The organism is Actinomadura sp. NPDC000600, from assembly GCF_040492135.1.
Taxonomy (GTDB): Bacteria; Actinomycetota; Actinomycetes; order Streptosporangiales; family Streptosporangiaceae; genus Spirillospora.
This window is the reverse complement of the sequence record NZ_JBEUPD010000043.1, coordinates 14639-40372: the sequence shown is the minus strand read 5'-3', so window position 1 is coordinate 40372 and position 25734 is coordinate 14639. Positions and strand designations below refer to the sequence as shown.

The 25734-nt window shown below is 71.5% G+C and carries 26 protein-coding genes; 15 read left to right on the top strand and 11 right to left on the bottom strand.

Annotated elements, in window-relative coordinates:
* On the bottom strand, nucleotides 1-867 hold the full coding sequence (locus ABWI07_RS38070) for a LolA-like protein (RefSeq protein ID WP_353821504.1): 867 nt from the start codon (nucleotides 865-867) through the stop codon (nucleotides 1-3).
* Between the two features lie 176 nt (nucleotides 868-1043).
* Here ABWI07_RS38070 and ABWI07_RS38065 point away from each other — a divergent pair, with 176 nt between their 5' ends.
* From ABWI07_RS38065 to ABWI07_RS38030, 8 genes are all read left to right on the top strand, one after another.
* Nucleotides 1044-2501 (top strand): Hint domain-containing protein, encoded by a 1458-nt coding sequence (locus ABWI07_RS38065; RefSeq protein WP_353821503.1) that lies wholly within the window; start codon nucleotides 1044-1046, stop codon nucleotides 2499-2501.
* Nucleotides 2502-2510: 9 nt separating this feature from the next.
* Nucleotides 2511-3365, top strand: coding sequence for a hypothetical protein (locus ABWI07_RS38060; RefSeq protein ID WP_353821502.1), 855 nt, complete (start codon nucleotides 2511-2513; stop codon nucleotides 3363-3365).
* Between the two features lie 127 nt (nucleotides 3366-3492).
* Nucleotides 3493-4914 carry a hypothetical protein gene (locus ABWI07_RS38055; protein ID WP_353821501.1) on the top strand — a complete coding sequence of 474 codons (1422 nt, stop codon included), beginning with the start codon at nucleotides 3493-3495 and terminating at the stop codon, nucleotides 4912-4914.
* A gap of 10 nt (nucleotides 4915-4924) precedes the next feature.
* Nucleotides 4925-5461, top strand: coding sequence for a hypothetical protein (locus ABWI07_RS38050; RefSeq protein WP_149260859.1), 537 nt, complete (start codon nucleotides 4925-4927; stop codon nucleotides 5459-5461).
* Between the two features lies 1 nt (nucleotide 5462).
* Nucleotides 5463-5864 carry a hypothetical protein gene (locus ABWI07_RS38045; RefSeq protein ID WP_149260858.1) on the top strand — a complete coding sequence of 134 codons (402 nt, stop codon included), beginning with the start codon at nucleotides 5463-5465 and terminating at the stop codon, nucleotides 5862-5864.
* A gap of 7 nt (nucleotides 5865-5871) precedes the next feature.
* Nucleotides 5872-6291 (top strand): DUF3592 domain-containing protein, encoded by a 420-nt coding sequence (locus tag ABWI07_RS38040; protein WP_353821500.1) that lies wholly within the window; start codon nucleotides 5872-5874, stop codon nucleotides 6289-6291.
* A gap of 138 nt (nucleotides 6292-6429) precedes the next feature.
* Nucleotides 6430-7059: a prepilin peptidase gene (locus tag ABWI07_RS38035; RefSeq protein WP_353821499.1), complete on the top strand. Its 630-nt coding sequence runs from the start codon at nucleotides 6430-6432 to the stop codon at nucleotides 7057-7059.
* Nucleotides 7060-7068: 9 nt separating this feature from the next.
* Nucleotides 7069-7470, top strand: coding sequence for a DUF3592 domain-containing protein (locus tag ABWI07_RS38030; protein ID WP_149260855.1), 402 nt, complete (start codon nucleotides 7069-7071; stop codon nucleotides 7468-7470).
* Nucleotides 7471-7540: 70 nt separating this feature from the next.
* Here ABWI07_RS38030 and ABWI07_RS38025 read toward each other — a convergent pair whose 3' ends face one another.
* On the bottom strand, nucleotides 7541-7939 hold the full coding sequence (locus ABWI07_RS38025) for a DUF3592 domain-containing protein (protein ID WP_353821498.1): 399 nt from the start codon (nucleotides 7937-7939) through the stop codon (nucleotides 7541-7543).
* 90 nt (nucleotides 7940-8029) lie between these two features.
* The gene (locus ABWI07_RS38020) at nucleotides 8030-9766 is read right to left on the bottom strand and encodes an LCP family glycopolymer transferase (protein WP_353821497.1); all 1737 of its coding nucleotides are present in this window, start codon (nucleotides 9764-9766) and stop codon (nucleotides 8030-8032) included.
* 184 nt (nucleotides 9767-9950) lie between these two features.
* Here ABWI07_RS38020 and ABWI07_RS38015 point away from each other — a divergent pair, with 184 nt between their 5' ends.
* Nucleotides 9951-10799 carry a serine/threonine-protein kinase gene (locus tag ABWI07_RS38015; protein WP_149260852.1) on the top strand — a complete coding sequence of 283 codons (849 nt, stop codon included), beginning with the start codon at nucleotides 9951-9953 and terminating at the stop codon, nucleotides 10797-10799.
* A 20-nt stretch (nucleotides 10800-10819) separates the two neighbouring features.
* Here the strand turns inward: ABWI07_RS38015 and ABWI07_RS38010 are convergent, their stop codons facing one another.
* The 4 genes from ABWI07_RS38010 to ABWI07_RS37995 form a co-directional block, all read right to left on the bottom strand.
* Entirely contained in the window at nucleotides 10820-12388 is a 1569-nt protein-coding gene (locus tag ABWI07_RS38010) for an OmpA family protein (protein ID WP_353821496.1), read from the bottom strand.
* Between the two features lie 78 nt (nucleotides 12389-12466).
* Complete coding sequence (locus ABWI07_RS38005; RefSeq protein ID WP_353821495.1) at nucleotides 12467-13606, bottom strand: OmpA family protein; 1140 nt, start codon at nucleotides 13604-13606, stop codon at nucleotides 12467-12469.
* A 185-nt stretch (nucleotides 13607-13791) separates the two neighbouring features.
* Nucleotides 13792-14358 (bottom strand): OmpA family protein, encoded by a 567-nt coding sequence (locus ABWI07_RS38000; protein ID WP_353821494.1) that lies wholly within the window; start codon nucleotides 14356-14358, stop codon nucleotides 13792-13794.
* Nucleotides 14355-14915, bottom strand: a complete 561-nt coding sequence (locus tag ABWI07_RS37995) for a hypothetical protein (RefSeq protein ID WP_149260848.1) — start codon at nucleotides 14913-14915, stop codon at nucleotides 14355-14357. Before ABWI07_RS37995 ends, ABWI07_RS38000 begins: the two co-directional genes overlap by 4 nt.
* A 103-nt stretch (nucleotides 14916-15018) precedes the next feature.
* Here ABWI07_RS37995 and ABWI07_RS37990 point away from each other — a divergent pair, with 103 nt between their 5' ends.
* From ABWI07_RS37990 to ABWI07_RS37965, 6 genes are all read left to right on the top strand, one after another.
* On the top strand, nucleotides 15019-15699 hold the full coding sequence (locus tag ABWI07_RS37990) for a helix-turn-helix domain-containing protein (protein WP_353821493.1): 681 nt from the start codon (nucleotides 15019-15021) through the stop codon (nucleotides 15697-15699).
* Between the two features lie 300 nt (nucleotides 15700-15999).
* Nucleotides 16000-16830 (top strand): succinate dehydrogenase subunit SdhC, encoded by an 831-nt coding sequence (gene sdhC / locus ABWI07_RS37985; protein WP_149260847.1) that lies wholly within the window; start codon nucleotides 16000-16002, stop codon nucleotides 16828-16830.
* Nucleotides 16831-16842: 12 nt separating this feature from the next.
* The gene (locus ABWI07_RS37980) at nucleotides 16843-18810 is read left to right on the top strand and encodes a fumarate reductase/succinate dehydrogenase flavoprotein subunit (protein ID WP_149260846.1); all 1968 of its coding nucleotides are present in this window, start codon (nucleotides 16843-16845) and stop codon (nucleotides 18808-18810) included.
* A complete protein-coding gene (locus ABWI07_RS37975) occupies nucleotides 18807-19577 on the top strand; it encodes a succinate dehydrogenase/fumarate reductase iron-sulfur subunit (RefSeq protein WP_149260845.1) in 771 nt (256 codons plus the stop codon). The genes ABWI07_RS37980 and ABWI07_RS37975 overlap by 4 nt, the downstream gene beginning before the upstream one ends.
* 339 nt (nucleotides 19578-19916) lie before the next feature.
* Nucleotides 19917-20627, top strand: coding sequence for a Crp/Fnr family transcriptional regulator (locus ABWI07_RS37970; RefSeq protein ID WP_149260844.1), 711 nt, complete (start codon nucleotides 19917-19919; stop codon nucleotides 20625-20627).
* Between the two features lie 60 nt (nucleotides 20628-20687).
* Nucleotides 20688-21689, top strand: coding sequence for a LysR family transcriptional regulator (locus ABWI07_RS37965; protein WP_149260843.1), 1002 nt, complete (start codon nucleotides 20688-20690; stop codon nucleotides 21687-21689).
* Between the two features lie 47 nt (nucleotides 21690-21736).
* Here the strand turns inward: ABWI07_RS37965 and ABWI07_RS37960 are convergent, their stop codons facing one another.
* From ABWI07_RS37960 to ABWI07_RS37945, 4 genes are all read right to left on the bottom strand, one after another.
* Nucleotides 21737-22318: a hypothetical protein gene (locus ABWI07_RS37960; protein ID WP_353821492.1), complete on the bottom strand. Its 582-nt coding sequence runs from the start codon at nucleotides 22316-22318 to the stop codon at nucleotides 21737-21739.
* Nucleotides 22315-24042, bottom strand: coding sequence for a tetratricopeptide repeat protein (locus ABWI07_RS37955; protein WP_353821491.1), 1728 nt, complete (start codon nucleotides 24040-24042; stop codon nucleotides 22315-22317). The genes ABWI07_RS37960 and ABWI07_RS37955 overlap by 4 nt, the downstream gene beginning before the upstream one ends.
* A gap of 129 nt (nucleotides 24043-24171) precedes the next feature.
* Nucleotides 24172-24918, bottom strand: a complete 747-nt coding sequence (locus ABWI07_RS37950) for an arginase family protein (RefSeq protein ID WP_353821490.1) — start codon at nucleotides 24916-24918, stop codon at nucleotides 24172-24174.
* A gap of 61 nt (nucleotides 24919-24979) precedes the next feature.
* Entirely contained in the window at nucleotides 24980-25732 is a 753-nt protein-coding gene (locus tag ABWI07_RS37945) for a succinate dehydrogenase/fumarate reductase iron-sulfur subunit (RefSeq protein ID WP_149260840.1), read from the bottom strand.
* Nucleotides 25733-25734 lie beyond the last annotated feature (2 nt).

Here is a 25734-nt window from a genome sequence, read left to right as displayed (position 1 = left end):
CTACTGGATCCCGCTGACCTGGTTCGCGGGCGGCGCCTGCACGGTGACCGGGGAGCCCCACCGGGTGTAGGTGGCCTCCCAGCGCGCCTTGCCTGCCATCGTGACGGTGAACTTCTGCGGCAGGCCCTTGCCGTCCACCCACAGCGACCACGGCAGCGTGTCGACGCCACCGGAGTCGAGAGCCTTCAGCGCCGGGTCGCCGGACAGCGCGCCGGTGCTCGTCTTCCCGTCGTAGCGCTGCGCCTCCTGCCCGTTCACCTGCTCCTTCACCGGCTTCCCGGTGAAGGAGCCGTTTCTGACCAGAGCCAGCCCCGTGTCGGCGGTGATCTCACGGAACGCCTCGTCGACGCCGTCCAGCAGCGTCTTCAGGGTCCGCTGGAGGTCGTCGGCCTGCTTGCTGAACTGCGGCTCTGGGGTCCCGGTAGGCCGCGCGGCCCCGATGTCCGGCCGGGCGAGACGGGCCCAGGGCTTGCCCGGCTCGATCTCCTCGCCCTCGTTCCGCACGTAGACGGTCCCGTCCAGCAGGACGGCGTGCGTTCTGCCCTCGTCGCTGATGGTGAGTTGGGCGGTGGGGGTCGCCGTGTCGGTCCGCACGTCGCCGTCGGCCCGGACGGAACTGCCGTCCTCGCCCATCGAGGTCATCTGAACGTGGAAGGCGCGCGCCGCCTTGATCTGCCGCCCGATGGTCGTCACGAGCCCCGCCGGATCCTCCGGAAGCGTCACCGGGCCGACCGTGGCCGGCGCCGCCTGCGTCGGCGTCGGGCGAGGCGACTGGGAGGCGGCCTTCCTGTGCTCACCGCCGCCCGTGCACCCGGCCGCGAGGACGCCCGCGGCGACGAGGACGGCGAGGGGGACTTCGCGCTTCATGCCCGGAACTCTAATCACTGGATCGCCCGAAGAATTGGGCCCCAGGGCCCTGTGCCGCGCCCGAGGCCGTGTGATGCGCTGACAACTCTGATTCGGGGTGTTAGGGGTGCGTGTTGGGATCGGGTTGGCGTCGCGGGGACAGAGGCGCTTCGGTCGTCGAGTACGGTGCGATCCTTTTGCTGGTCGGGGCCATCGTCACGGCCGTCACGCTTTTCGCGATCCCGGACAGGGTCTCCACCTCGACGCGGGGCGCGCTCTGCCAGATATTCGACCGCAAGGACTGCGACGACAAGGGCAAGCCCGGGTCGGACACGCCCGGCGGGACGCCCACGACGGCGCCGGGGCAGCCCGGTGTCGACCCGAACGCCAACGCACTGCCCGGTTCGCCGGAACAGGCCGCCTACGACGCCGCGAAGAAGCGTGCGGATGCGGCCGGCAAGAACACCGACAACCTCGGCGAACAGGTGAAGCAGGTGGGGGAGGAACTGCTGAAGTTCCTCTCCGAGCTGATCGGGATCGACGACGCGCTGAAATGCATCCACGGTGACATCAAGGCGTGCCTGTGGACGCTGGTGGGCGTCGTCCCGTGGGGCAAGGCGCTCAAGCTGCTGAAGAAGATCCCCGCCGCCGTCAAATTGGGCAAACGGCTGAAGAAGCTGTGGGACGCGATCGCCGCCGCCAAGAAGGAGAAGCAGGCGGCGGACGCCGCCCTCAAACAGGCGGAGAAGAACCTCGCGGAGAAGAAGGCCGCCAAGAAGCTCGCCTGCAAGGTCCCGAACAGTTTCGTGGCGGGGACAAGAGTGCTCATGGGCGACGGGCCGCCCACACCCATCGAGGACGTACGCGTCGGCGACACGGTGTGGTCCGGTGACCCCGCCTACGGGGTGAGCGCGCCGCGCCGGGTGACCGCTCTGATCCGCGGGAACGGCGTGAAGCACCTGGTGCACATCACCATCGACCCCGACGGCGTCCGCGGCGGGGCCACCGCCACCGTCACGGCCACCGTGGGCCACCCGTTCTGGCGCCCGGACGAGCGGACCTGGACCGACGCGGGCGACCTGCGCCCCGGCGCCCGCCTCGCCACGGCGCGCGGCGGAGACGCCCTCGTCGTCGCGGTCCGCCCCTTCACCCGCGTCGAGCGCGTCTACAACCTCACCGTCGCCGACCTCCACACCTACTACGTCGCCGCCGGCCCCGAAGACGTCCTCGTCCACAACAGCTGCCAGAAGCCGGAGGACGTTCGCAAGAAGCTCGACGAGGCGCTGAAGAGCACCGACCCCGACAAGCAGCTCGAAGGCAAGCTCGGGCAGAGGCTGCAGAAGTGCCTGACCGAGTTCAACTACAAGTTCCCCGCGGCCGGGGGCGTCGACGCCGGCGAGATCGACGCGGCGACGCCGGGCGCGATCATCGAGGTCTACAACGGCGAGAAGTCGGACTTCGACGGCAAGAGCAAGCAGATGACGAAGTACAAGAACCATCCGGAGATCAACCCCGGCGGCAAGCGCGCGGTGTACGTCCTGGCCCCGAACGTCTCGGAGTTGGACAGGGCCAGGTTCCGCAAGGAAAATGGCGTCAAGGTGTTCGGCAGCCTCGACCACCTCGTCAACGACCTGCGGCGCACCGGTGCGTGCTGAGGGGAGCCGATGTCGCGCAGCGTGATGGTGCTCTCCAGCGCGCCGGTGACCCCCGCGGAGTTCCTGGACGTCGTCGGCGCGCTGGGCGGTGAGACGAACGTCGGCCCCGACGGGACGCCGAGCGGCACCGTGGAGCGCGACGAGGGCCTCATGCTGGTCTACCCCTTCGAGCCCGACACGCTGCCCTACGGTCCCGACCTCCTCGCCGCCTATGGGCGGGTCCTGGGCGGCCCGCCGCGGTCGCGGGCCATGGTCGAGCTGAGCAGCGATCCCGAGAGCGAGTGGCTGGCCGCCGAGTACGTCCTCGCTGCGGCGGAGCGCTGGCCGGTGGTGGTGGACGACTTCGGCGAGCAGATCGTCGGCATCGAGGAGTTCCAGAGGCGCTTGGCGAAACGGCCGAGCGGCTTCTTCCAACCGGACGCGTGGTACGACCCCAGCCCTGCGGCGGCACGGCGCGACCGGGTGGTGGAGGTGACGCTGCTCCTTCCGGGGACGGTGGAGCCGGGCGGTGTCGCGCGGCTCGTCCGGTCTCTCGGCGGGCGGCTCGACCCCGACGACCGGACCGACGCGCTCCTGGAGCGGGGCGCGGCGCGGGTGTGGCTTCGGGCGGCCGGCCCCGGGGAGGCGCCCGTGGACCCCGGGAAGATCGGCCTGCACCGCGAGGTGCTCGGAGAGCCGCCGTACAACTCGGTCGCCCTCGAAGTGTTCGACACGGCCGAGTCCCAGACGCTCGCCGCGGAGCTGGTGGAGGCCGCCGCGGCGCACTGGCCGGTCCTCGTGCGGGGTGTCTCCGGACAGGTCATGACCGTGGGGGACGTCCGGGACAGGGTCGCGGCCGGGGCGGTGGACGTTCTCGATCCCTAGGTCCGCGGGCCCGGTCGTTGGGCCCCCGCGTGCCTCGACGGCGGGCGGGTGGACGGGCGGCTTTTCGGGCCTGGGAATGGGTCCGGGGGCCCTGGGGAGGGCATTAGTCCGCAAATAACCTTCCGGCATGCGAAATGGACTCGGCCGGGCCGGCGTGCGGCGCGACGGCGGGGCCGCGACGATCGAATATGCGGTGCTGCTGGTCATCGCCTCGCTGCTGATCGTGGCGCTGCTGCTCATGGTGCCCAACCCGGTCGGGTCGCATGTCAAGATCGCGCTCTGCAAGATCTTCGGCGGTACCGACTGCTCGTCGCAGCCGTACAACTACAAGCCGCCGGCATCGGCGTGCATCACCGGCTCCGACTCCAAGAAGGTCGGCTACTCGGTGACCGCCTTCTCCGTCAAGGTCGGGCAGAACTTCCAGTTCGTGAAGATCAAGTACGCGGACGGCAAGGTCCGCATCATGATCGTCCCGGCCGACTACAAGCTCGGCGCGGAGGCCGAGATCGGCGGCAAGCTCCAGTTCGGCAAGGGCAGTTTCGGCGGGGAGCTCGGCGCGAAGGTCGAGGGGTCGGTCAACTTCAAGTACGGCGACACCTGGATCTTCCCCGACGACAAGGCCGCGGGCGACTGGCTGGACGACGTGAAGTGGGACCTCGCCCGCAAGGAGGGCGAGAAGGTCAGCCCCGGCCTCTGGGTCTTCGACAAGGTCACCGGCTGGAAGCCCAGGACCCGCGACCCCGAGATCACGCAGTGGGAGGTCGGCGCGGAGGGCGTGCTGAAGGGCGCCGCCGGTTTCGGCAACCTGACCAGCGACTCGTCGGGCAAGAAGTCGGTGAAGGACATCGGGACGGGCCTGGAGATCGAGGGCAAGGCCGGCGACGCCGTGCTCGTCACCAAGGACCAGAGCGGATCGGAGAAGGACGGCTACCCGCTCACCACGTACTCCTTCCAGGTGAAGGGTGCGGTGAAGGGCGGCGCCAAGGCGCTCGGGTACGGGCCCGGCGGGGAGAGGTCCTACATCGGGCAGACGCGGGTCACGTATGACAAGAACGGCAGGCTGAAGAGCATCACCTGGCTGACCACGCAGGAGACGAACTCCAGCGAGGGGTACAAGAACCCCGGGAAGAAGAACGCGGGCGGAACGGGGACCGACAAGCAGGTGTCGGTCACCGCGACCACGATCAACTTCGACGACTCCAACCGGGCGATCGGCGAGAAGTGGATCCACGACAACGCGTTCCTGATGCCGTTCCAGACCATCCGCAACACGTTCGACGAGAACGGCTCGGTGGTGTCGAAGGACCCCGGCCCGAACGGTGACCCGCTCGACAAGCTGCTCTACGAGCGCGGCCTCGTCAGCCGGAACGTCTACGCCGGCGACGTGGACGAGTTCAAGGTCGGCGCCGAGATCGCCGCTGAGCTCAAGTTCGGCATCGAGGGCGGATACGAGGGAGAGAAGCAGCAGATCGTCGACTCCCAGTACCTCGGCGCACCGCAGAATGGTCAGCGGACCTTCCAGCAGTGGCCGGAATGCGCGAAGAACTGAGGGAGCCGACATGGGTGCGAACAGGCTGAGGATCGCCGCCGCCGCGGCGGCCGCCGTGGCGGTCGCGGGCACGGTCGCGGGCTGCGAGTCCGGCGGGTCGGGGGAGACGCCGGACGGCTTCGTCCGCGGCGACGCGAAGGTGCTGTCGATCGCCTATCCGAAGGACTGGCAGCGCGGGCCGGAGGCCGGCCTGGCCCTGTCGATGCAGGCGCCGGGGCAGACGGCGATCCTGTCGGTGATCAAGGATGCGGCGGAGCGCGGCCGGCCGGAGATGCTGGAGGCGACCATCGAGGCCGGACCGATGATGAACGCCAAGGGCTACCACCGCACCGGCTCCAAGGCGATCAAGATCGCGGGGGCGAAGGACGCGCTTCGCATCGACTACACCTTCACCGGTTTCCGCGGGACGAGCGCTCCGGGCCAGGGAGTGGACGTCGGCGTGATCGGCAAGAACGGCCATGTCCATGATGTGCGCCTCCTCTGGGAGCGCGGCAAGCTCAAGGACGACGTCGTGGACGGCATCATCGACTCGATCAAGGTGAGCTGACATGGTCAGGCTGGTGGGTGCCTGGGGCGCGTCCCTGTTCGTCTGGCTGCTCGGCTTCGCGGCCGTCGCGCGGCTGGCGTCCGGCGCCCCGGGCGGCGAGCCGTTCACCGACGTCGACCGGATCCTGCGGCTGGACCTGCCGTGGATCCTGATCAGCATGACGATGGTCGTGATGGCCGGGGCCGTCCAGCGGGACCGCTCCAACCAGGCGCGCTGGCTCGCGAGCGTCCTCCCGATGCCGCTGGTGGTGACCCTCGCCGGGATCGCGGCCCCGATCGGCGGGAGCGGCGACACGCTCTCGGCCGTGCTGTACGTTGCCGAGGGTGCGGCCGGCGCGGCCGCGGGGCTGGCGCTGGCCGTGGTCATCAGCGTCAAGAACGACGGGCTCGGCGGGTACTGGTGATGTCCTGATGTCCTTCTGGCTCCTCGCGCTCCTGGCCCTGGCGTTCGGCGTCGCCTTCGTCGTCGGCGGGATCCAGCGGTACCGCTCGGGCCGCGAGTTCATGGCCTCGGCGCAGCGGGTCCCGGGGGTCGTCGCCGGAATCCACCGGGTCGAGAGAAGCGACAGCTACGAGTTCTTCCCGGTGCTGCGGTTCCGGACGATGGAAGGCGCCGAGATCGAGACCGTCGGGCAGACGAGGGGCGGGTCGTTCGAGTTGAACCGGCTCAAGGGGCGCCCCGTGGCGGTGCTCTACGATCCGCGGAACCCGCGCGAGGCGCGGATGGACACCTCCTCCGGGCGCGCCCTGTCCGGATCGGTCGGCATGATCGCCGCCGGCTGCGTCTTCGCGGTCCTCGGTCTCGTCATGCTGTTCGTGGCCGCGACCTGACGTCCGCTTCGCCGAATTGGGCCCTGGGGCCCATGTGGTGCGGCGGGTGCGGCCGATTGGATGGCGCGGGGGCGTTCCGCGCACCCGTCCGGTCGGACGTGCCGGGGCGAGGAATCCGGTGGATCGGGGCGAGGATCGATGGCGGCGTTGGTGCTGGTGCCCGTCGGGCTGGTCGTCGGGCTGCTCGCGGCGCCGTTGGCGGCGCCGTACGTCGGAGACGTCCCGCGCCGCCGCCGTGTCGTCCTGGGGCTGGTCACCGCGGTCCTCTACGGCCTGCTGGGGTGGCGGGTCGGCTTCGAGCCCGTCCTCCCCGCGCTGCTGTACCTCGCGGCCGTCGGCGCCCTGCTCGGCTTCATCGACGTGGCCGTCAAGCGGCTGCCCGACCGGTTCACGCTCCCCTCCTACGGCATCGCGGCGGCGCTGCTCGCCGCGGCGGCGCCGTTCACCGACGCCGGCCTGCGCCGGTTCGAGCACGCGCTCATCGGCATGGCCGCACTGTTCGCGCTGTACTTCGTGCAGGCGTTCCTGGTCCCGTCGGGGATCGGCCTGGGCGACGTCAAGCTGTCCGGCGTGCTCGGCCTCTACCTCGGCTGGTTCGGGCAGGACGCGTGGGTGGTCGGCCTGCTGGTGACCTACCTGCTCGGCGGCGTGGTGGCCGTGGGCATCATGATCGTCCGGCGCTCGCGCAAGGGCGAGTTCCCGTTCGGCCCCTACATGCTCGCCGGGGCCCTCGTCTCGGTGCTGGCCTTCGCCGCCGCGGCCGGTTGAGGGGACGGGATGGGCGTCGTCGTCGCGTGCCTGATCACGTTGCTTGCGCTGGGGCTCGTCTGCTCCGTCCCGGTCTTCCTGGTCGGAAGGCTCAGGTTCCTGGGGCGGGCGGAGCGCACCCGCGGCAGAGTGGTGAGCCGGGTCCTGGACCATGACGGGACCGGCGCGTCCAATCCCGTTCTCGAGGTCCGCTACCGGGCGGCGGACGGGCGGGAGTACACCTTCGAACAGAAGACGACGCAAACCTGGAAGGTCGGCGAGGTCGTCGAGGTCCTCTACGACTCCGCAAGGCCCGCGCGCGCCTACCTGAAGTTCGGCGTCGCCTACGTGCTGGCGATGGCCGTTTTCATGCTGGCGTTAGGACTCGGCTTAGGGTTCCTCGCCGTGCAGATGTGGCGGGCATTGGTCTGAGGCGAATGGTCGGCGGTCTCCAGGTATTCGCCGGTGAGAGCGGGTGGCGTCGTCCCCGAAGGGCGGGGTGTCACAGGCCGGCCGCGTTCGCTGCGGCTACGGCGATGCCTATGGCCATGACCAGCGGTCCGATCGCGAACAGCTGCAGGTAGTGGACGCCGAGGCGTTCGGCGGTGTCCTCGGGACGGGCCGGGTCGTAGACCACCGTCACGGGCTTGCCCGGCTTGGGGCCCGGAAAGGAGTGCAGGGAACTGGAGGCCTCGACGGGGCGCCCCTGCGGGGTGGTGAACCGGAACCGCCCCACGCGGCTCCTGGTGCTCGGACCGCCGGGGCCCATCACGTCGTCCCGCCCGACGAAGACGCCCTCCGCGCGGGCCATCCGGCCTTGCAGGCGCAGCCGCGTCACCAGTTCGTAGACGCCGCCGCAGAAGACCGCGACCCCGAGGGCGACTCCGATCAGATGGCCCATCGTTTCCTCCTGCGGTGAGGTTCGGCGTGCGGCCGCACGCGGCGAGCGGTGAGCCGGACGGTGGAGCGTTCGGGGTCCGGGAGCCGGGTGTCAGCCGCAGAGTTTGCGGTCGGCTTTGACGCCGCCGCTGATCTTGTTGATGGCGGGTGGGGCGAGGCGGAGGCCGTTCTTGCCGATGACGAGGCGGATCCCGTCGGCCGGGGCGGCGTTGTCGGCGGTGAGGAGGGCGTCGGGGAGGTCGCGTGCCAGTGCCGACGCCTGCGCCTCGCCGGACGGGGCGTAGACGATGCGGCTCTCCGGCGCGGCGGCGGCCTTCTCGACCTTGCCCGTCACCTTGAAGCCCCGCAGCCGCAGTTGCCGCACGACCCGCTTCACCAGGGGGTCGCGCGCGCCCGCGTCGACGACGGTGACGTGCACCTTGCCGGGCGCGGGCGGTTGCGGCGCCGCCTGGACGGGCTTCGCGGGTTCGGCGGGCAGCCGGTCGTCGTGCCGGATCGCCTCGAACAGCGGCTTCGCGAGCTCCTCGTTCCACTGGACGCGGTTCGGGTCCGGCGCGTACCCCTTCACCGGGACGGTCACGAACCGCACCTGGCCCGCGCTCATCCCCTTGAGCCCGTCCGCCAGCTTGCGCATGCCCGCCAGGTCCAGGTCGTCGTCGGTCGTCATCGACTTCGTGGCGGCCTTGAGGAACTTGTAGGTCTTCGCCGGGTCGGTGAGGACGGATCCGCTCGTGGCCTTGTCGACGACGGCCGCCATGAACTTCTGCTGCCGCTCGATCCGCTCCAGGTCGGACCCGTCGCCGAGCGAGTAGCGCGCCCGGACGTACCCGAGCGCGTCGTCGCCCTTCACGGTCTGCTTGCCGGCCTTCAGGAACAGCTCGGCGCGCGGATCGTTCACGGGCTTGTCCACGCAGATCTCGACGCCGCCCAGGGCGTCCACCATCCGCTTGAACCCGGCGAAGTCGACCTGCACGAAATGGTCGATGTGGATGCCGGTGAGCGACTCCAGCATCTTCCAGGTGCACGTCGGCCCCGCGTACGCGAACGCCGCGTTCAGCATTCCGAACTGCGCGGGGACTGTGCCGCCCTTCTCCTTCTTGCAGGACGGGATCTTCACCATCGAGTCCCGGGGGAAGCTGACCCCGACGGCCTGGTCCCGGTTCGGCGACAGGTGCAGCAGGATCGTGGTGTCCGACCGCGCCCCGGCCATTCCGGGCACCGCGTACTCGGAGTTCTCGCCCTCCCGCGTGTCGGACCCGATCAGCAGGATGTTGAGCGACTTGTTCAGCTTCTTCGGCCGGTTCGCGCCGAGTTTGTCGCTGACGCGCTTCTGCTCGATCCCGCCGACCAGGTCGTGGTAGAGCCACGCCGCCCCGCCGCCTCCGGCCAGCAGCACGGCGACGGCGCCGACCGCGGCCCACCGCAGTCCCCTGCGCCGCCGTCCGCCTCGCCGGGGCGCGGAAGGCGGGGTGCCGCCCGGCGGGTCTCCCTCTGGCGGAGCCCCGTGGGACGCGGTGCCCTTTTCGTCGTCGGCGACAGGCTCTTCTGATGCGTCGGCGCCGCCATTGTCCTGCTCGGAGTCGCTCGGGCCGGCGGATTCGGCCTCCGCGGAACGGTCGGTCTGCTTGGACGCCGCGGCGGCCATTACGCCGTCACCGGTTCCAGGTGTGCCGCGCCCGCCGGCCGGCGCCTTTCCGGCGTCCGCGGAATCGTCGCCTTGCTCCGGAGTCCCTGACGCGGTGCCGCCGGTCGGCTCGGAGGCCGCCGGTGCCTTCCGGGCGGCCTCGTCACCCGCGAGGTCGTCGCGGCGCGGGTCTTTGTCGCTCATCGGTCCCGTTCCGGGCGGGCCCTGTCGAGGGCACGTGGTCAGAGTGATCAGCCAGTCTAAGGAGGTGTCCGACCGCGGGGAGCCTGTGCCTCCTTTTGTTAGATGCGCAGAACATCCGTTCTGTTGACAAGGATGCGGAAATCCGGCGTCCCCGGGCCGGGTGGACTTCCGTACGATCGGTGCCGTGGACTCGGGGTGGGTGATCGGCGGTCGGTTCACCATGCTCGACCGGATCGGAGCGGGCGGGACGAGCCGTGTGTGGCGCGCGTACGACCATGCCGAGGCGCGGTACTGCGCGGCCAAGCTCGTCCGGCAGAAGGGCCCCACGTCGATGCTGCGCGTCGTCCGGGAACGGGCGCTGCGGCTGGCGCACCCTCATGTGCTGACGCCCTACGCCTCGTGCATGGCGTACGACGATGTGCTCCTCGCCATGGACCTCGTGCGCGGGGGTTCGCTGGAGACGCTGCTCGGGGACTACGGCAGGCTGCCGCCCGAGTACGCGGCCGAGGTCCTGGACCAGTTGCTGGCCGCGCTCAGCCACATCCACGGTGCCGGGGTCGTGCACCGGGACGTGAAGCCCGCCAACCTGCTGCTGGAGCCGAGTCCGGTCGGGGCGCCGCACGTCCGGCTGGCCGACTTCGGGATCGCGCTGGGGGAGGACGACCTGCGCTTCACCACCACCGGCTTCGCGGTGGGGACGCCGGGTTACCTCGCGCCCGAGGTGCTCGACTGGGACCGGCCGGGCCCGCGCCAGGACCTGTACGCCGCCGGCATGGTCGCCTGGCGGATGCTGACCGGGGCCGGGGACCCGGCGCCGCGCCAGCGGATCGGCGCGCCGCCTCCCGGAGTGCCGCCCGTGCTGTGGACGGTCGTCGCCCATCTGTGCGCGGCCGATCCGGCGCGGCGTCCCGCCGACGCCGACATGGCGCGCCGGGCGCTGGCCGGGTGCGGGCTGGAGCTGCGCTTCCCCGTCCGCACGCTGGACGGCGAGCCCTTGCAGATCTTCGACCACCTGGGCCCGCCGCCCCGCTGACCCGCCGCACTCCTGGGCGGTCACCGCACGGGCACGTTGGGGATCTGCCCGAAGGGGCCCGCGTTGAAGGTCACGGTCCGGACGCTCGGAGGGGGAGCGGGCACGTAGAAGAAGCCGCGGTTGTCGGTGCCGGGGTCGTGCCTGAAGGAGGCCCGGCCGGGGTCGACGTAGGTGCCGCCGTCCTTGCCCAGGCGGACGCCGCGGTAGACGATCCGCGTGGACGGGTCGGAGACGCTGAAGTCGCCGAAGGGCCCTCCGCCGGACGTCGAGTAGTCCTCCAGCTCGTTCGGACCGGCGTCCGGGCCGAGGTTGACGATGTCGAACACGGCGACCAGGTACGCGCCGTCGCGGTAGAAGGGCTTCACGTCGATGCGGCGCTTGTCGCCGCCCTGCCCGAAGGACGCGAAGCGGCTGGCCACCGTCGGGCCGTCCGGACGGAACGGCGCCGGCGGGCCGGCGTCGCCGCCCGGGTCGGCCTGCTGTCCGCCGGACGTGGTGCTGCCGGTCCCGGCCGTCCGCTGCCTGATCTGGTAGGAGATCTCCACGCGGCGGTTCTTCTGGCGGGCCTGCGCGTCGTCGGGGCCGCCCTCCTTGGCGATGGGCTCGGTCTCGCCCTTGCCTTCGGCCTTGTACTGGTAGGCGGTGCCGAGGCGCGCCTGGAGCTCCTTGAGGACGGCGTCGGCGCGTCGCTGGGAGAGGGACATGTTGTAGTCGTGGCCGCCCTTGCCGTCCGTGTGCCCGGTGATGAGGATCGGGGGCTTGGAAGGGTCGGCCTTCGCCTTGGTCTCGGCGGCCACCTCGTCCAGGATCGACTCGGCCCGGGCGGAGAGCGTCGCCTTGTCGAAGGCGAACAGCACGTCGGTGCGGAGGCCGACCTTCTCCTCGGTGGCGCTGCTGGTGGTGGACTTCACCTCGCCCTCGGTGATGCCGTAGAGCTCGTAGGCGCCGCCCTTCGCGGGCGCGTCCAGCCCGCGCACGGGCCACGCCACCTGGCTGCCCGGCTTGGGCTTGTCGAAGAAGTCGGGGACGGGGGCGGCCGGCTTGACCGGGCCCTGGCCGTCGACCACGGGGACGCCGGTGAACTCGCCGGCGGTCGTCGGGGTGACGACGGTCATGCGGTCCAGCGACGCGGGGAGCGGCGGGAACTCCAGAATCGTCTCGTAACGCGCGCCCGGGAAGGCGGACATGATGAACAGGTCGCTCCCGACGGTCTTGCCCGTGCCGTTGTTGTCGTACAGCGGCGTGTAGGCCTTGTGGCCTACGGGGTCGACCAGCATGAAGTGCAGGTTGCCGTACGCCGAGCCGGCGATCGTGGTCCCGAAGGAGTAGTGCTCCGGTTCCTTGCCCGGGTTCGTCAGGTAGAAGCGCAGCACCGAGCGGTCGCCGCGCCGCTCCACCTGCTTCATCTCGATCCGCGAGTGCCCGCCGCCCAGCGACGACCAGGCGTCCTTGGCCATCGGCCCGGTGTACGGCTTCGGCTTCTCCGCCGCCGTCCGGTGCGACGCCGGCTTCTGCTCACCGCCGCCGGAGCATCCCGCCAGTGCCATCGGCAGGAGGAGTAAAGCGGTGACGGTCCTTCCAGTGCGCATGGGGGGCCTTTCGGAGTCGGTTTCTGCGGACGCGGGGTGCGGGTCGTGGGGTCCGGCAGGGCGCAGTGGTGAGGGACGTCACCGGGCGGCCGAGATGACCACGCGCCGGTTCTTCGCGCGGCCCCCGGGATCGTCCGAACCGTCCGGCTTGGTGTTGGGGAAGGCCGGTTTCGTCTCGCCGTAGCCGGCGGCCTTCAGGCGGGACCGGTCGATGCCGCCCTCGGTGGCCAGCCAGTCGGCGATCGCCTTGGCGCGGCGCTCGGAGAGGGCCTGGTTGGACGCCGTGTCGCCCTTGGCGTCGGTGTGGCCGTCGACCTGGACGGGCGCGTCGGCAGGGACCTCCTTGCCCAGCGACTCCACGATCTTCTTCAGCTCGGCCGCCGCGGCGGGCTTGATGTCGGCCTTGCCGAAGTCGAAGAGGACGTCCGCCTCGATGTTGAAGGCGATGCTGTCGTCGCCCTTGATGACCTGGCTCGGCCCGGCCACGTAGGACTTGAGGGTCGCCCCGGGGACGCTGACGCCCGGGATGCTGACGCCCGGCACCGACACTCCCGGGACGGTGACCGACGGTATGCACTCGTTCTTGTCGTTGCAGGCGCTCGGGCGGTACAGCGAAGCGCGGTACGCCGAAGCACGGTAGAGGGACGCGCGGTAGAGCGACGCCCGGTACACGGAGCTGACGTATTCGCCCTCCTCCGAGGGCTTGCTCTGGCAGACCTCGTCCTGCGTGACGGCCGGCTGCGTGACCGCCTCGCTCGACACGGCCTCCTGCTCGACCGCCGGGGCGTCGATCCCGGGGGCCTTCACGCCGGGGATCCGCACGGCGGGGATCGTCACGCCGGGGATCGAGGTCCCCGGAATGCTGATCGCTCCGAGGCAGCCGCCCGGGGCGGGCCTGTGCTCGACGCACTGGGCCGGGACGCGCTGCGCGGGGATGTCCACACCCGGGATCGTCACGGCCGGGATCCTCTGGCCGCCGACCGCGGTCTCCGGGATCCGCACCGGATCGCTCTGCACGGCCGGGATCTCGACCGCCTTGATCAGCTCGCCGCCGCGGGGGCAGCTCGTCGGCTCCGGGGTGGGAGCGGCCGAGGTCGGCGTCGCCGTCCTTCCGGCCGCCCGGCCGGGGCCGGCCTTCTTCGGCTCCCCGCCGCCGCACCCGGCCAGTAACAGCCCTGCCGCCAGGAAGACGGCGAGCCCCGGCGACACGCGCCGCACAAGGCCGACCCTCTGCGCGGAGCGGGCCCTCTGCGCGGAGCCGGTCCTCTGCGTGGAGCGGGCCCTTTGCGGGGAGCGGGCCCTTTGCGTGGAGGCAGCCCTTCGCGCGGGGTCGGCCCTTCGCGCGAGCTCGGCCCCGCGTACGGGTTTGGCCCTATGCGCACGGTCGTCGCCTCGCACGGCGCTCATCCCTTCTGGTAGGTGATCTCGACGCGGCGGTTCTTGGCGCGCCCGGCGGGGTCGTCCCTGCCGCCCTGCTCGTTCGGGGCGACGGGCCTGGTCTCGCCGTAGCCCTTGGCCTCGATCCGCGGGCTCGTCCCCTTCAGGGCGTTCGCCAGCTCGGCCTTGACGGCTTCGGCGCGCCGCTCGGACAGCGCCAGGTTGTAGGCGGGTTCGCCGACGGAGTCGGAATGCCCGGACACCTGGACGGCGCCCCGGGCGCCGCGGAGGCGGGGGGCGAGCCCGGCTATGCGGCGGCGGGCGGCGTCGGTGAGCGTCGCCTTGCCGAAATCGAACAGGACGTCCGCCGAGATGCGGACGGTGACCTGGTTCCCGGCGGCGTCTTCCTCCTCCAGGGGGACCACCGCTTCCTGCAGGTCGATCCCGTACACGGTGGCGCCGGCGTTGAGGGACAGGACGCTCCGGGCCAGGTTCTCGTCGGGCACGCTGGGGTCGGCTCCGGCGACGGACGGGACGGCGAGGACGAGGGCCAGGGCGCCCGCGAGGACGGCCGGACGGCGCGCGCGGCTCACCGCTGGACCGGGATGTCGCGGAACGCGGGCCACGAGCCGATCTGCACGTCGACGGCCTTCACGTTCTCGGGCGGGGCGGCGAAAGAGAAGAAGAAGAGGGTGGGCTGGTTGTTCGGCATCGGCGTGAAGATCTCGTGGGTCTGGAGCTCCTTGTCGCCGGAGTCCCTCACCACGACGTACCGCTTGAGGTTGACCGGGTCGATCAGCGAGGTGCCGAGGCCGTTCTTGCCGTTCAGGTCGTAGGCGTCGAGACGGCCCGGGTTGCCCGGGACGCGCGGCGTGAACCGCACGGTGAGGTTGGCGAGCTTCCCCTTCACCTTGAGACCCATGACGGCGATGTCGACCTTGGCCCCTTGCGCGATGGGGCTGTCGACGGTCCCCTGCACCACCGGCTTGGTTGGGTTGTCGAAGCTCGCCTTGCCCACCGAGCCCTCTGCGCCCCCGCTCCCGTCGCCGGACGAGGACGACCCCGTCCCGGGCAGCGAGCAGCCGGCCAGGCCGCCCACGGCGAGCAGGGCCGCCGCGGCGGCGGCAGCCAGGCGATGTGTCGGCCCCATCGTCGGTCCTCCTGATCCATCACATATGCAAATCGCGTTTCCCGTGGCAACATGGCATCCGGAACGGCATCGTCATGTGCGACCGTGAATCTATCGTTTGCATTTGCGAATCGTCAAGGGGGGGTGGGGTGCGGTGAGCGTCGCCGAGGACACGGTCGCCCGGAACCGCGCGCTGCAGACCGAGTGGTACGGCGAGCCGCTCGGCGACCGCGTCCGGCCGCTGCTCGGCCGCCTCGGGATGTCGCAGTCCGGGCTCGCCGGCGTGCTCGGGCTGTCCGCGCCGATGCTCTCCCAGCTCATGTCGGGCCAGCGCGCCAAGATCAGCAACCCGGCGGTCCTGCACCGGCTGATGGCGGTCGAGGAGCTCGTGGCCGGGCCCGCCTTCGACGCGCTGCCCGCGGCCGAGGTCCAGGCACGGCTGGAGGAGATCAGGGCGGAGTCCCCGGCCACCACGTCGGGGATGCGCGGCGCGGCCTCCGGGCGCGTTCCGGCGGGGCCCGGGCCGGCGCGTCCCGAGGAACCGGCGGGGCGTGCGGGCGGGCGAGGCGCCGCGGAACCGGCCCGGCTCGTCCAGGCCCTGCTGCGCGAGGTGGCGTCCGCCGCCGAGATCGAGGCCGCCGCCGCGCTCATCGCCGACCGCTTTCCCGACCTCGCCGAGGTGCTGCGGGTGTACGGGACCGGCCGCACGCGCGAGGCCGAGGCGCACTTCGCCCGAACGGTACTGAAGGAGACATCGGACGACCGGACGGTCATGCCGGAGCGGTCTCGTCTCGATTCTGTTTGATCATAACGACTGGTTATGGGTCCCGGGGGCCGCGAAAGGGTCCTGAGCGGGCTAAAGTCTGTGGTCAGGCTCACATCCGGGTCTGCTTGTTATGTATGTCACAGATCCCGGCGGGTGGCGTAGGGTCGCTTCGCTGGAAGCGCACACAAGGCGTCACCGCCCGCATGCGGCACCGGCGCCGACCGCGCGCCCGCGGCCCCGGCCGGGGGCGCCCGACCGGCGACCGGGGCGCGGACGGCCGCATGGTGCGCGCGGACCGTGGTACGGGGACACGACGACCCGAGCTCAGGAGAGCGATCGATGACCACTGTGGAGGCGCCGGCCAAGTCGCGCGCCCAGATCAAGGAACGCACCCTCCGCAAGGACAACTGGCGCCTGTATCCGGTCACGACCTTCGTGATCTTCACGGCCTGGGTGGTGTACGCCACCGTCCGGGCCTTCTGGGGCTCCGCGTTCTACGTGCCGGAGTTCCACTACCTGACGCCGTTCTACTCCCCGTGCCTGAACGAGATCTGCAACAACGTCACGGCGGACGGCCACACGGGCGACGCGGCGGAGTTCGGCACCTTCCTGCCCGCGAGCACCCGCGGCTGGATCCCCTTCGCGGCGATCTCGCTGCCGTTCCTGCTGCTGTTCCGGCTGACGTGCTACTACTACCGCAAGGCCTACTACCGCTCGTTCTGGGCCGCGCCGTCCGCGTGCGCGGTCCGCGAGCCGCACGCGAAGTACACCGGTGAGCGCCGCTTCCCCCTGATCGGCCAGAACCTGCACCGGTACTTCTGGATCGCCGCCGTGCTGATCTCCCTCATCAACACCTGGGACGCGGCCCGCGCCTTCCACGGCAAGGACGGCGGGTTCGGCATCGGGCTCGGCACGCTCATCCTGGTCGCGAACGTGGTGCTGCTCTGGCTGTACACGCTGTCGTGCCACTCGTGCCGGCACATCGTCGGCGGACGCCTGAAGAACTTCTCCAAGCACCCGTTCCGGTACCGGATGTGGGGCTGGGTGTCCAAGATCAACCAGCAGCACGGGAACTACGCCCTGATCACCCTGGGCTCGCTGGTGGTGGCCGACCTGTACGTCGCGCTGGTGGCCAGCGGCACCATCTCCGACCTGCGTATCTTCAACTGAGGCCAAGGAATCATGACTGAGATCGAGAGGCACTCGTACGACGTCGTGGTGATCGGCGCCGGCGGCGCCGGTCTGCGCGCGGCGATCGAGGCGCGCCTCCAGGGCAAGAAGACCGCGATCATCTCGAAGTCGCTGTTCGGCAAGGCCCACACGGTGATGGCCGAGGGCGGCGCCGCCGCCGCGATGGGCAACGTCAACGCCAACGACAACTGGATGGTCCACTTCCGCGACACCATGCGCGGCGGCAAGTTCATGAACAGCTGGCGGATGGCGGAGCTGCACGCCAAGGAGGCCCCGGAGCGCATCTGGGAGCTGGAGCTGTGGGGCGCGCTGTTCGACCGCACCAAGGACGGCAAGATCAGCCAGCGCAACTTCGGCGGGCACGAGTACCCGCGGCTGGCGCACGTCGGCGACCGGACGGGCCTGGAGCTGATCCGCACCGCCCAGCAGAAGATCGTCGCCCTCCAGCAGGAGGACCACGCCGAGCACGGCGACTACGAGGCCAACCTGAAGGTCTGGGCCGAGACCACGGTCACCCGGCTGCTGAAGGACGCCGACGGCAGGATCTGCGGCGCGTTCGGCTACGTCCGCGAGACGGGCAGGTTCGTCGTGTTCGAGGCGCCCGCGGTGGTGCTGGCGACCGGCGGCATCGGCAAGGCCTTCAAGGTCACGTCCAACTCCTGGGAGTACACCGGGGACGGGCACGCGCTGGCCCTGCTCGCCGGCGGGACGCTGCTGAACATGGAGTTCGTGCAGTTCCACCCCACCGGGATGGTCTGGCCGCCGTCCGTCAAGGGCATCCTCGTGACGGAGTCGGTGCGCGGCGACCGCGGAGTCCTGCGCAACTCCGAGGGCAAGCGGTTCATGTTCGACTACATCCCCGAGGTCTTCAAGAACCAGTACGCCACCACCGAGGAGGAGGGCGACCGCTGGTACGACGACCCCGACAACAACAAGCGCCCGCCCGAGCTGCTCCCGCGCGACGAGGTGGCGCGCGCGATCAACTCCGAGGTCAAGGCGGGGCGCGGATCGCCGCACGGCGGGGTCTTCCTCACCGTCGTCGACCGGATGCCGGGCGGCGCCGCCGAGATCGTCAAGCGGCTGCCGTCGATGTACCACCAGTTCAAGGAGCTGGCGGACGTCGACATCACCAAGGAGCCGATGGAGGTCGGCCCGACCTGCCACTACGTGATGGGCGGGGTCGAGGTCGACCCCGACACCGGCGCGGCGAAGGTCCCCGGGCTGTTCGCGGCCGGTGAGGTCTCCGGCGGCATGCACGGCTCGAACCGGCTCGGCGGCAACTCGCTGTCCGACCTGCTGGTGTTCGGCCGCCGGGCCGGGCTCGGCGCGTCGGAGTACGTGGACGCCCTGCCCGCGCGCCCGGCCGTCCCGGACGACGAGATCGAGGCGGCGACGTCCGAGGCGCTGGCGCCGTTCGAGCGGGAGGGCGGCGAGAACCCCTACGCCGTCCACGCCGAGCTGCAGCAGACGATGAACGAGCTGGTCGGCATCATCCGCAAGGAGGGGGAGCTGGAGCAGGCCATCGAGTCGCTCGGCAAGCTCCGCGAGCGGGTCGCGAGCGTCAGCGTCGACCCCGTCGCGGTCGGCGACGGGCGCGGCTACCACCCGGGCTGGCACCTCGCGCTCGACCTGCGCAACATGCTGCTGGTGTCCGAGGCGGTCGCGAAGGCGGCGCTGGAGCGCCAGGAGAGCCGCGGCGGCCACACCCGCGACGACTATCCGGTGATGTCGCCGGAGTGGCGGAAGATCAACCTGGTCTGCTCGCTGGCCGGCGACCCGTCCGCCCCGCACGTCGAGCTGAAGCGCCAGCCGCTCACGCCGATGCGCCCCGACCTGCTCGAACTGTTCGAGAACGACGAGCTGAAGAAGTACCTGACCGACGAGGAGCTGCCGGCGCGCCTCGCCGAGCAGGCTCCCGCCGCCGCCGACGCTGCGGAGACCGAGGAGGACGACCGATGAGCTACGAGGCGAAGTTCAAGGTCTGGCGCGGCGACGACGGCGCGGGCGAGCTCACCGACTACACGGTCGAGGTGAACGAGGGCGAGGTCGTCCTCGACATCATCCACCGGCTGCAGGCCACGCAGGCGCCCGACCTCGCCGTCCGGTGGAACTGCAAGGCCGGCAAGTGCGGCTCGTGCTCCGCGGAGGTCAACGGCATGCCGCGGCTGCTGTGCATGACCCGGATGTCGACCTTCGACCCGGACGAGACCATCACGGTCACCCCGGTCCGCACCTTCCCCGTGATCCGCGACCTGGTCACGGACGTCTCGTTCAACTACGAGAAGGCGCGGGAGATCCCCTCGTTCGACCCGGGCGACGCCAAGCCGGGCGAGCTGCGCATGCAGCAGGTGGACGTCGAGCGCTCGCAGGAGTTCCGCAAGTGCATCGAGTGCTTCCTGTGCCAGAACGTCTGCCACGTCATCCGTGACCACGAGGAGAACAAGCCCGAGTTCGCGGGACCGCGCTTCCTGATGCGGATCGGGGAGCTGGAGATGCACCCGGCCGACCAGGCCGACCGGCGCAACATCGCGCAGGACGACCACGGCCTCGGCTTCTGCAACATCACCAAGTGCTGCACCGAGGTCTGCCCCGAGCACATCAAGATCACCGACAACGCGCTGATCCCGATGAAGGAGCGCGTCGTCGGCCGCAAGTACGACCCGCTGGTGTGGCTCGGCAGCAAGCTCGGCATCGTGCGCAAGGGCGAGGACACCCCGTCCGCCTGATCGCGCAGAGCCGTCCGCAGGGAGTTTCGCGAACGTCCCCCGCCGCCCCGCGCGACGGGGGGCGTTCGCGTTTTCCACCGCTTCCCGTCACGGGGGCGACGCTCTGGCGTGCGGCGCTCCCGGGGCCCGGCGGGCGGCGCGCCCCCGGCCCGCCGCCCGCCGTTCCGCCGTTCCCCGTGAACGCCGTGAACGCCTGGACGACCGCCCGGCCGAACACGCCGTGTCCAACACTGGCGCACCCTCGAACGTTCGAGTAGGGATAAGTGCACACAACGCGTGATTGAACCGTGATTCTTTCCCGGGAGGCGGGAACGCTCCAGGCCCTTTAGCGTGGTGGGCATGAGCGCCCTCGAACCGGGCTCGTTCCTCGCCGAGCTCACCCCGGCGGAACGCGAGGAGCTGGCGGCACGCGGCCGCGTCCGCGACTTCGACCGGGGGGAGACGCTCTTCATCGAGGGGGAGGAGCCCGGCTGGGTGGCGGTGCTGCTGCAGGGCCGGGTCAAGGCGTGCTCCTACCGCGAGCTGGGCGGCGAGACGCTGCTCGCGGTGCGCGGCCCGGGGGCGCTGCTCGGCGAGGTCGCCGCGATCGACGGGCTGCCCCGGTCGGCGACGGTCACGGCGCTCGAACCGGTGCGGGCGCTCGCGGTCACGGCCGACGAGTTCATGGCGTTCCTGCAGGCCCACGGACGCGTCTCCATCCTCATCATGCGGATGCTGTGCCAGCGCTGGCGCGACGCCGACCGCAAGCGCGTCGAGTTCGGCATGTTCGACGCGACGGGACGGGTGGCGCAGCGCCTCGTCGAACTGGCGGAGCGGTTCGGGGTCCCCTACGACCGCCGGACGGGCACGCAGGCGGCGGCGGGGGCGGGCGGCGAGAGCGTCCGGATCACGCTGAACCTGTCGCAGGAGGAGCTGGCGGGCTGGGTGGGCGCGTCCCGCGAGGCGGTCAGCAAGGCGCTGCGCACGCTGCGCCGGCACGGCTGGATCGAGACGGGCCGCCGCCGCCTCATCGTCCACGACCTCCAGGCCTTACGCCGCCACGCGCGCTGAGGCCACCGGGCGGCGCCCCGGTGCCGGTCGGATCGCGAGGCGACCCGTACGCTGTGCAGGATGCAGTTGCAGCAGCTCTCCTATTTCGTCGCGGTCGCCGAGGTACGCCACTTCACACAGGCCGCCGAGCTGCTGCGCGTCGCGCAGCCGTCGCTGTCCAAGCAGATCCGCGCGCTGGAGAACGAGCTGAACGTCTCGCTGTTCAGCCGCGCCCGGGGGAACATCACCCTCACGCCGGCCGGTGAGGCGCTGCTGCCGCTGGCGAAGCGCATACTGGCCGACGTCGACACGGCCCGCCTCGAAGTGCAGGAGCTGGTGGGCCTCAAACGCGGGCGGGTGCGGCTCGGCGCGACGCCGTCCCTGTGCGCGGGCCTGCTGGCGGACGTCCTGCGCCGCTTCCACGACGCGTATCCGGGGATCCAGCTCATCGTCGAGGAGGGCGGCTCGCGCGACCTCGTCCGGGAGCTGACGCGCGGCTCGCTGGACATGGCCCTGGTCATCCTCCCGCTGCACGGCGACCCGCCGCTGGACACGATCCCGATCCTGCGCGAGCACCTGGTGGTGGCCTCTCCGGCGTGCCCCGAGCCGGGCGCGGCGGAGCGCTCCCCGAAGGCCGCGCAGCTCCCGCGCCGCTCGTACCTGCGCATCGAGGACCTGCAGAACCGCCCGCTGGTGATGTTCCGTCCCGGGTACGACCTGCGCGAGGCGACCATCAGCGCCTGCCGCGCGGCGGGGTTCGAGCCGAGGTTCGCGGTCGAGGGCGGCGAGATGGACGCCGTCCTGCGCTTCGTGGAGGTCGGGCTCGGCATCGCGGTCGTCCCCAGCATGGTGCTGGCCGGACGCCCCGGTCTGCGCGGGACCCCGCTCGTCCTGGCCGACGAGGAGGCGCGCCGCGGCCGCCACGGCCCCGGCCTGCTCCGCACCATCGCCCTGGCCCACCGCAAGGACGTCGAACTCACCCACGCCGCCCGCGCGTTCCAGGAGACCCTCCAGACGTTCCTCGTGGAAGCCGGCCTCGCCGGCACCCTCCCCGCCGGCGTGGAGACCCTCGTCAGCGCCTAGCCAGAGCCGGTCGGCCACCATGCCAACCGTCCGCCATGCCCTCCGGTTCAGCCCTGCTGGAGGGTCAGGTAGTCGGCGGGGACGAGGTGGGGCGGGTTGGCGGCCTGGGTGGCGTCGGGTTCGATGATGCGGAACATGTCGAACAGGACGATGGGCACCTCGCGGCCCAGCACCCTCTGGACGAGGCCGCTGGAGCGCAGGTGCCGCGCGGCGTCGACGCAGAGGTCGTCGAAGTGGGCGCAGAGCCGTTCGTCCCGCTCGTCCTCCGCGTCCTCGCCGGGCTCGTACCAGAGGCCGAGGCGCTTCACCTCGTCCAGGTAGAGGGCGGTGCCCTCCGGGTCGGCGGGGTGGTGGCCGGCCGGGCCCGCCTCCTCCAGCAGCATGTAGGCGTAGCTCCAGCGCACCTCCAGCGGGTCGGCGGAGCCTTCGAGGTTGCGCCGGACGTTGCTCTCGGTGTTGTAGCCGATCGCCATGTACGGGTCGTAGGGGTAGTCGGGCAGCCCGTGGACGGTCGAGAACTCGCCGTGCGAGATCCGGAGCGAGATGACGTAGATGTCGGGGCGGAGGGCCTCGGGGAACGAGAGCAGGGAGTCTTCGGCGGCCCGGCGCATGTGCTGCTGGAGGGTCATCCCGTCATGATCTCTGATCGGGTCCGCGGGGTCTGGAGGTCCTCGAAGATGGCGAGGGCGCGCATCCAGCAGTCGCGGGCGGCGTCCGGGCGGGACATCTGCATGTGGGCGCGGCCGAGGTTGTAGAGGGTCTCGCCCTGGCCCGGTCGGTCGCCGAACTCGCGGAAGACCTCCAGCGCCTTCTCGTAGTGGACGATGGCGGTGTGCAGGCGGCGCAGGCCGTGGTGGGCGTAGCCGAGCCCGTGCAGGGCCCAGCCGAGGGTGCGCCCGTCGGCGTCGAGCGCGAGGTCGTGGGCCTGCTCGAAGTGGTCCAGGGACGAGCCGAAGTCGGCGAGCCCGGCATAGGCGTAGCCGAGGCCGGTCAGCGCGCGCCCCATGTTGCGGCGGTCGCCCAGCAGGCCGGCCAGCAGCATGGAGCGGCGGTGGTGGGCGACGGCCTCGCGGTACCGCTGGAGGCGGCGGCAGGCGTAGCCGAGCCCGTGCAGGGCCCACGCCTCGCCCCGGACGTCGCCGAGCCGGGAGAACACCTTGCACGCCGCGGTGAACAGCTCCGCGGACTCCTCGAACCGCCAGCGGCTCTGGCAGGCGTAGCCGAGGCCGCCGAGCGCGTAGGCGATGCCGCGGTCGTCGCCGAGGACGCGGGCGGACGCGAGGCCGGTGCGGAGCGCCTCGTACCAGTCGGTCCAGGCGGTGCGGAGGAAGAAGAACGTCCACAGGGCGAGCGGGAGCCGCCAGGCGATGTCGTGGTGGCCCTCGGCGGCGGCGGCGCGGGCGGCGGCGACCAGGTTGTGCCGCTCGGTCTCGCACCAGTGCCGGGCCTCGTCCGCGGAGGCGAAGGAGAGGGCGCGGCCCGGTTCGCCCGGCAGCGCCAGCGCCGCGGTGACGCGGTCCGGGCACAGCAGGCGGCGCGCGTTGTCGGCGGTGCCCAGGTACCAGCCGAGGACGCGGCGGACGGCGGCGGAGCGCTCGCCAGGCGCGAGGCCGGGCCCGCCGTCGGGGACGGGCACGCCGTACCGGCCCTCGGCGTGCTCCACCAGGCCGAGGCCGTCGAGCAGGACGCGCGCCTCGGCGTCCGGGACGTCGAGGAGGGCCGCCGCGGCCGGGACGGAGATCTCCGCGCCGGGGTGGAGGGCGAGCAGCCGGCGGTCCCGGTCGGTGTCCGCATGCGGCCAGGTCTCCGGCAGCCGCATCCAGGCCCGCTCGCGGAGTTCCTTGACGGCGACGTGCGCGGGCCGGAAGGCGGCCGCGAGGCACGCGGGGTTCTGCCGCACGACCTCCTCGAAGAACCAGCCGGAGGTGATCAGCGCCAGGACGCCGGGGGAGGTGCGCAGCGCGTCCTTGAGCGGAGGCGCCGACAGCAGCCGGAACGCCTTGTTGATCGCGGTGCCGGCCACGCCGTGGTCGTCGTGGTGGACCTCGCCGGCGTGCACGGCGACGCGCACCCGGATGCGGGCGCCCGGCGGGGCGCCGCCGTTGTGCCGTTCGATCAGGGCGGCCAGCCGCGCCGGGAACGGGCCGGCCACCCGCTCCTTCGGCACGTCCGGCCTGATGAGGATCATGGCTCCGTCGCCCCGGTCCTCGCAGTAGCAGGAGGACGCGGGCACGCCGGAGTCGGCGAGGGCCCTTCGCAGGGCGCCGTATAAGCCCGCCCGGACGGCGAGCTGGTCCCCGTTGGTGCGGCGCCCGTAGCCCTCGACGTCGAGGCAGAGGATCGTCCGGTGCACCGCCGGACCCGCTCCGCTTGCACAGTGCATCAGCCCATGCATATGCACCCCCTCATGCATGTGCGTGAGCATGCTACGGCAAGATCACCGCATGTCGAAGCGGTTCGGGGACCCGGCGCGCACTCGTCGTCAGGCGGTCAGGAGATCCTTCAGCAGCCGGGCGCGGACGTCGCCGTCCCCGTCCTGAGGCGGATGCCAGGGGCAGGCGATGTCCAGCGCGGCCACGCGGCCGGTCGCCATGATCCGTCGGACGGACGCGACGACCGCGTCGTAGGACGGCCCGCCGCCCACGGGGAACTTCAGCCCGGGCAGGTCGGCGGCGTCGATGACGTCCACGTCGATGTGCAGCACCAGCGGCCCGGGAGGCAGCGTCACGTCGTCGACCGCGCAGCGCCTCACCTGCGAGGACGCGAGGAACTCCGCCTCGGCCGGGTCGAGGTCGCGGGCGTCCACCAGGACGGCCCGGTCCTCCGCCAGCGTGCGCAGGCCGAGCCGGTCGGCGAGCAGGGCGGTGTCGGCGCCGAGGATCTGCCGGAGCGGCATCCCGCCGATGTAGCCGGACGTCGAGCTCTCCGTGGTGTGGACGTCGCCGTGCGCGTCGAACCAGACGATGGCGGCGTCCACCCCGGCCTTCTGCACGCCCGCGAGGACGGCCTCGGCGGTCAGGCAGTCGCCCGAGACCACACGCGGCATCGAGCCCTTGCCGATCTGCCCGGCGACCTCGGCCGCGACCGGTTCGAACAGGGCCGCGACGCGCTGCCAGACGTCGCCGTCGGGGAGTTCGGGCTCCACCGCGACGACGTCGTGACCGGGGAGGGGGAAGGAGGCGTCGGGGAGCCGTTCGTCCTGGTGGTAGGGCAGCAAAGTGATCGTCATGCGGCCACATTAGAACGGTCCCGCCCGGTACTCCGGGCGGGACCGAGAACAGGGGGCGCGGTTACCGCTTCTTCCCGCCGGCGGTCGCCTTCAGGTAGTCGTGGTTCAGCCGGCCGATGACGTCCAGCGGGATGCCCTTCGGGCAGGCGGCGGTGCACTCGCCGGTGTTGGTGCAGCCGCCGAAGCCCTCCTCGTCGTGGGTCTCCAGCATGGACACGACGCGGTCCCAGCGCTCGGGCTGGCCCTGCGGCATCAGACCGAGGTGGGTGACCTTGGCGCCGAGGAACAGGGCGGCCGAGCCGTTCGGGCAGGCCGCGACGCAGGCGCCGCAGCCGATGCACTCGGCGGCCTCGAACGCGCGGTCGGCGTCCGGCTTCGGGACGGGCGTCGAGTGCGCCTCGGGCGCGGTGCCGGTCGGGGCGGTGATGTAGCCGCCCGCCTGGATCATCCGGTCGAACGCCGACCGGTCGACGACCAGGTCCTTGACGACCGGGAACGCCTTGGCCCGCCACGGCTCGACGTCGATGACCTCGCCGTCCTTGAACTTCCGCATGTGGAGCTGGCACGTGGTGGTGGCGCGCTCCGGGCCGTGCGGGGTGCCGTTGATGACCAGCGAGCACATGCCGCAGATGCCCTCGCGGCAGTCGTGGTCGAACGCGATCGGCTCCTCGCCGGAGGCGATGAGCTTCTCGTTGAGGACGTCCAGCATCTCCAGGAACGAGGCGTCCGGGGAGACGTCGTCGAGCTTGTACTCGACCATCCGGCCCTTGTCCTGCGGGCCGCCCTGGCGCCAGACGCGCAGTGTGAGCTTCATGA

What these genes read in the sequence shown, in the direction of transcription:
- ABWI07_RS38070 (WP_353821504.1), bottom strand. Translation starts at nt 867, where the DNA reads ATGAAGCGCGAAGTCCCCCTCGCCGTCCTCGTCGCCGCGGGCGTCCTC.
- ABWI07_RS38060 (WP_353821502.1), top strand. Translation starts at nt 2,511, where the DNA reads ATGTCGCGCAGCGTGATGGTGCTCTCCAGCGCGCCGGTGACCCCCGCG.
- ABWI07_RS38055 (WP_353821501.1), top strand. Translation starts at nt 3,493, where the DNA reads ATGCGAAATGGACTCGGCCGGGCCGGCGTGCGGCGCGACGGCGGGGCC.
- ABWI07_RS38050 (WP_149260859.1), top strand. Translation starts at nt 4,925, where the DNA reads ATGGGTGCGAACAGGCTGAGGATCGCCGCCGCCGCGGCGGCCGCCGTG.
- ABWI07_RS38045 (WP_149260858.1), top strand. Translation starts at nt 5,463, where the DNA reads ATGGTCAGGCTGGTGGGTGCCTGGGGCGCGTCCCTGTTCGTCTGGCTG.
- ABWI07_RS38040 (WP_353821500.1), top strand. Translation starts at nt 5,872, where the DNA reads ATGTCCTTCTGGCTCCTCGCGCTCCTGGCCCTGGCGTTCGGCGTCGCC.
- ABWI07_RS38035 (WP_353821499.1), top strand. Translation starts at nt 6,430, where the DNA reads ATGGCGGCGTTGGTGCTGGTGCCCGTCGGGCTGGTCGTCGGGCTGCTC.
- ABWI07_RS38030 (WP_149260855.1), top strand. Translation starts at nt 7,069, where the DNA reads ATGGGCGTCGTCGTCGCGTGCCTGATCACGTTGCTTGCGCTGGGGCTC.
- ABWI07_RS38025 (WP_353821498.1), bottom strand. Translation starts at nt 7,939, where the DNA reads ATGGGCCATCTGATCGGAGTCGCCCTCGGGGTCGCGGTCTTCTGCGGC.
- ABWI07_RS38020 (WP_353821497.1), bottom strand. Translation starts at nt 9,766, where the DNA reads ATGAGCGACAAAGACCCGCGCCGCGACGACCTCGCGGGTGACGAGGCC.
- ABWI07_RS38010 (WP_353821496.1), bottom strand. Translation starts at nt 12,388, where the DNA reads ATGCGCACTGGAAGGACCGTCACCGCTTTACTCCTCCTGCCGATGGCA.
- ABWI07_RS37995 (WP_149260848.1), bottom strand. Translation starts at nt 14,915, where the DNA reads ATGGGGCCGACACATCGCCTGGCTGCCGCCGCCGCGGCGGCCCTGCTC.
- sdhC (WP_149260847.1), top strand. Translation starts at nt 16,000, where the DNA reads ATGACCACTGTGGAGGCGCCGGCCAAGTCGCGCGCCCAGATCAAGGAA.
- ABWI07_RS37980 (WP_149260846.1), top strand. Translation starts at nt 16,843, where the DNA reads ATGACTGAGATCGAGAGGCACTCGTACGACGTCGTGGTGATCGGCGCC.
- ABWI07_RS37975 (WP_149260845.1), top strand. Translation starts at nt 18,807, where the DNA reads ATGAGCTACGAGGCGAAGTTCAAGGTCTGGCGCGGCGACGACGGCGCG.
- ABWI07_RS37970 (WP_149260844.1), top strand. Translation starts at nt 19,917, where the DNA reads ATGAGCGCCCTCGAACCGGGCTCGTTCCTCGCCGAGCTCACCCCGGCG.
- ABWI07_RS37965 (WP_149260843.1), top strand. Translation starts at nt 20,688, where the DNA reads ATGCAGTTGCAGCAGCTCTCCTATTTCGTCGCGGTCGCCGAGGTACGC.
- ABWI07_RS37960 (WP_353821492.1), bottom strand. Translation starts at nt 22,318, where the DNA reads ATGACCCTCCAGCAGCACATGCGCCGGGCCGCCGAAGACTCCCTGCTC.
- ABWI07_RS37950 (WP_353821490.1), bottom strand. Translation starts at nt 24,918, where the DNA reads ATGACGATCACTTTGCTGCCCTACCACCAGGACGAACGGCTCCCCGAC.
- ABWI07_RS37945 (WP_149260840.1), bottom strand. Translation starts at nt 25,732, where the DNA reads ATGAAGCTCACACTGCGCGTCTGGCGCCAGGGCGGCCCGCAGGACAAG.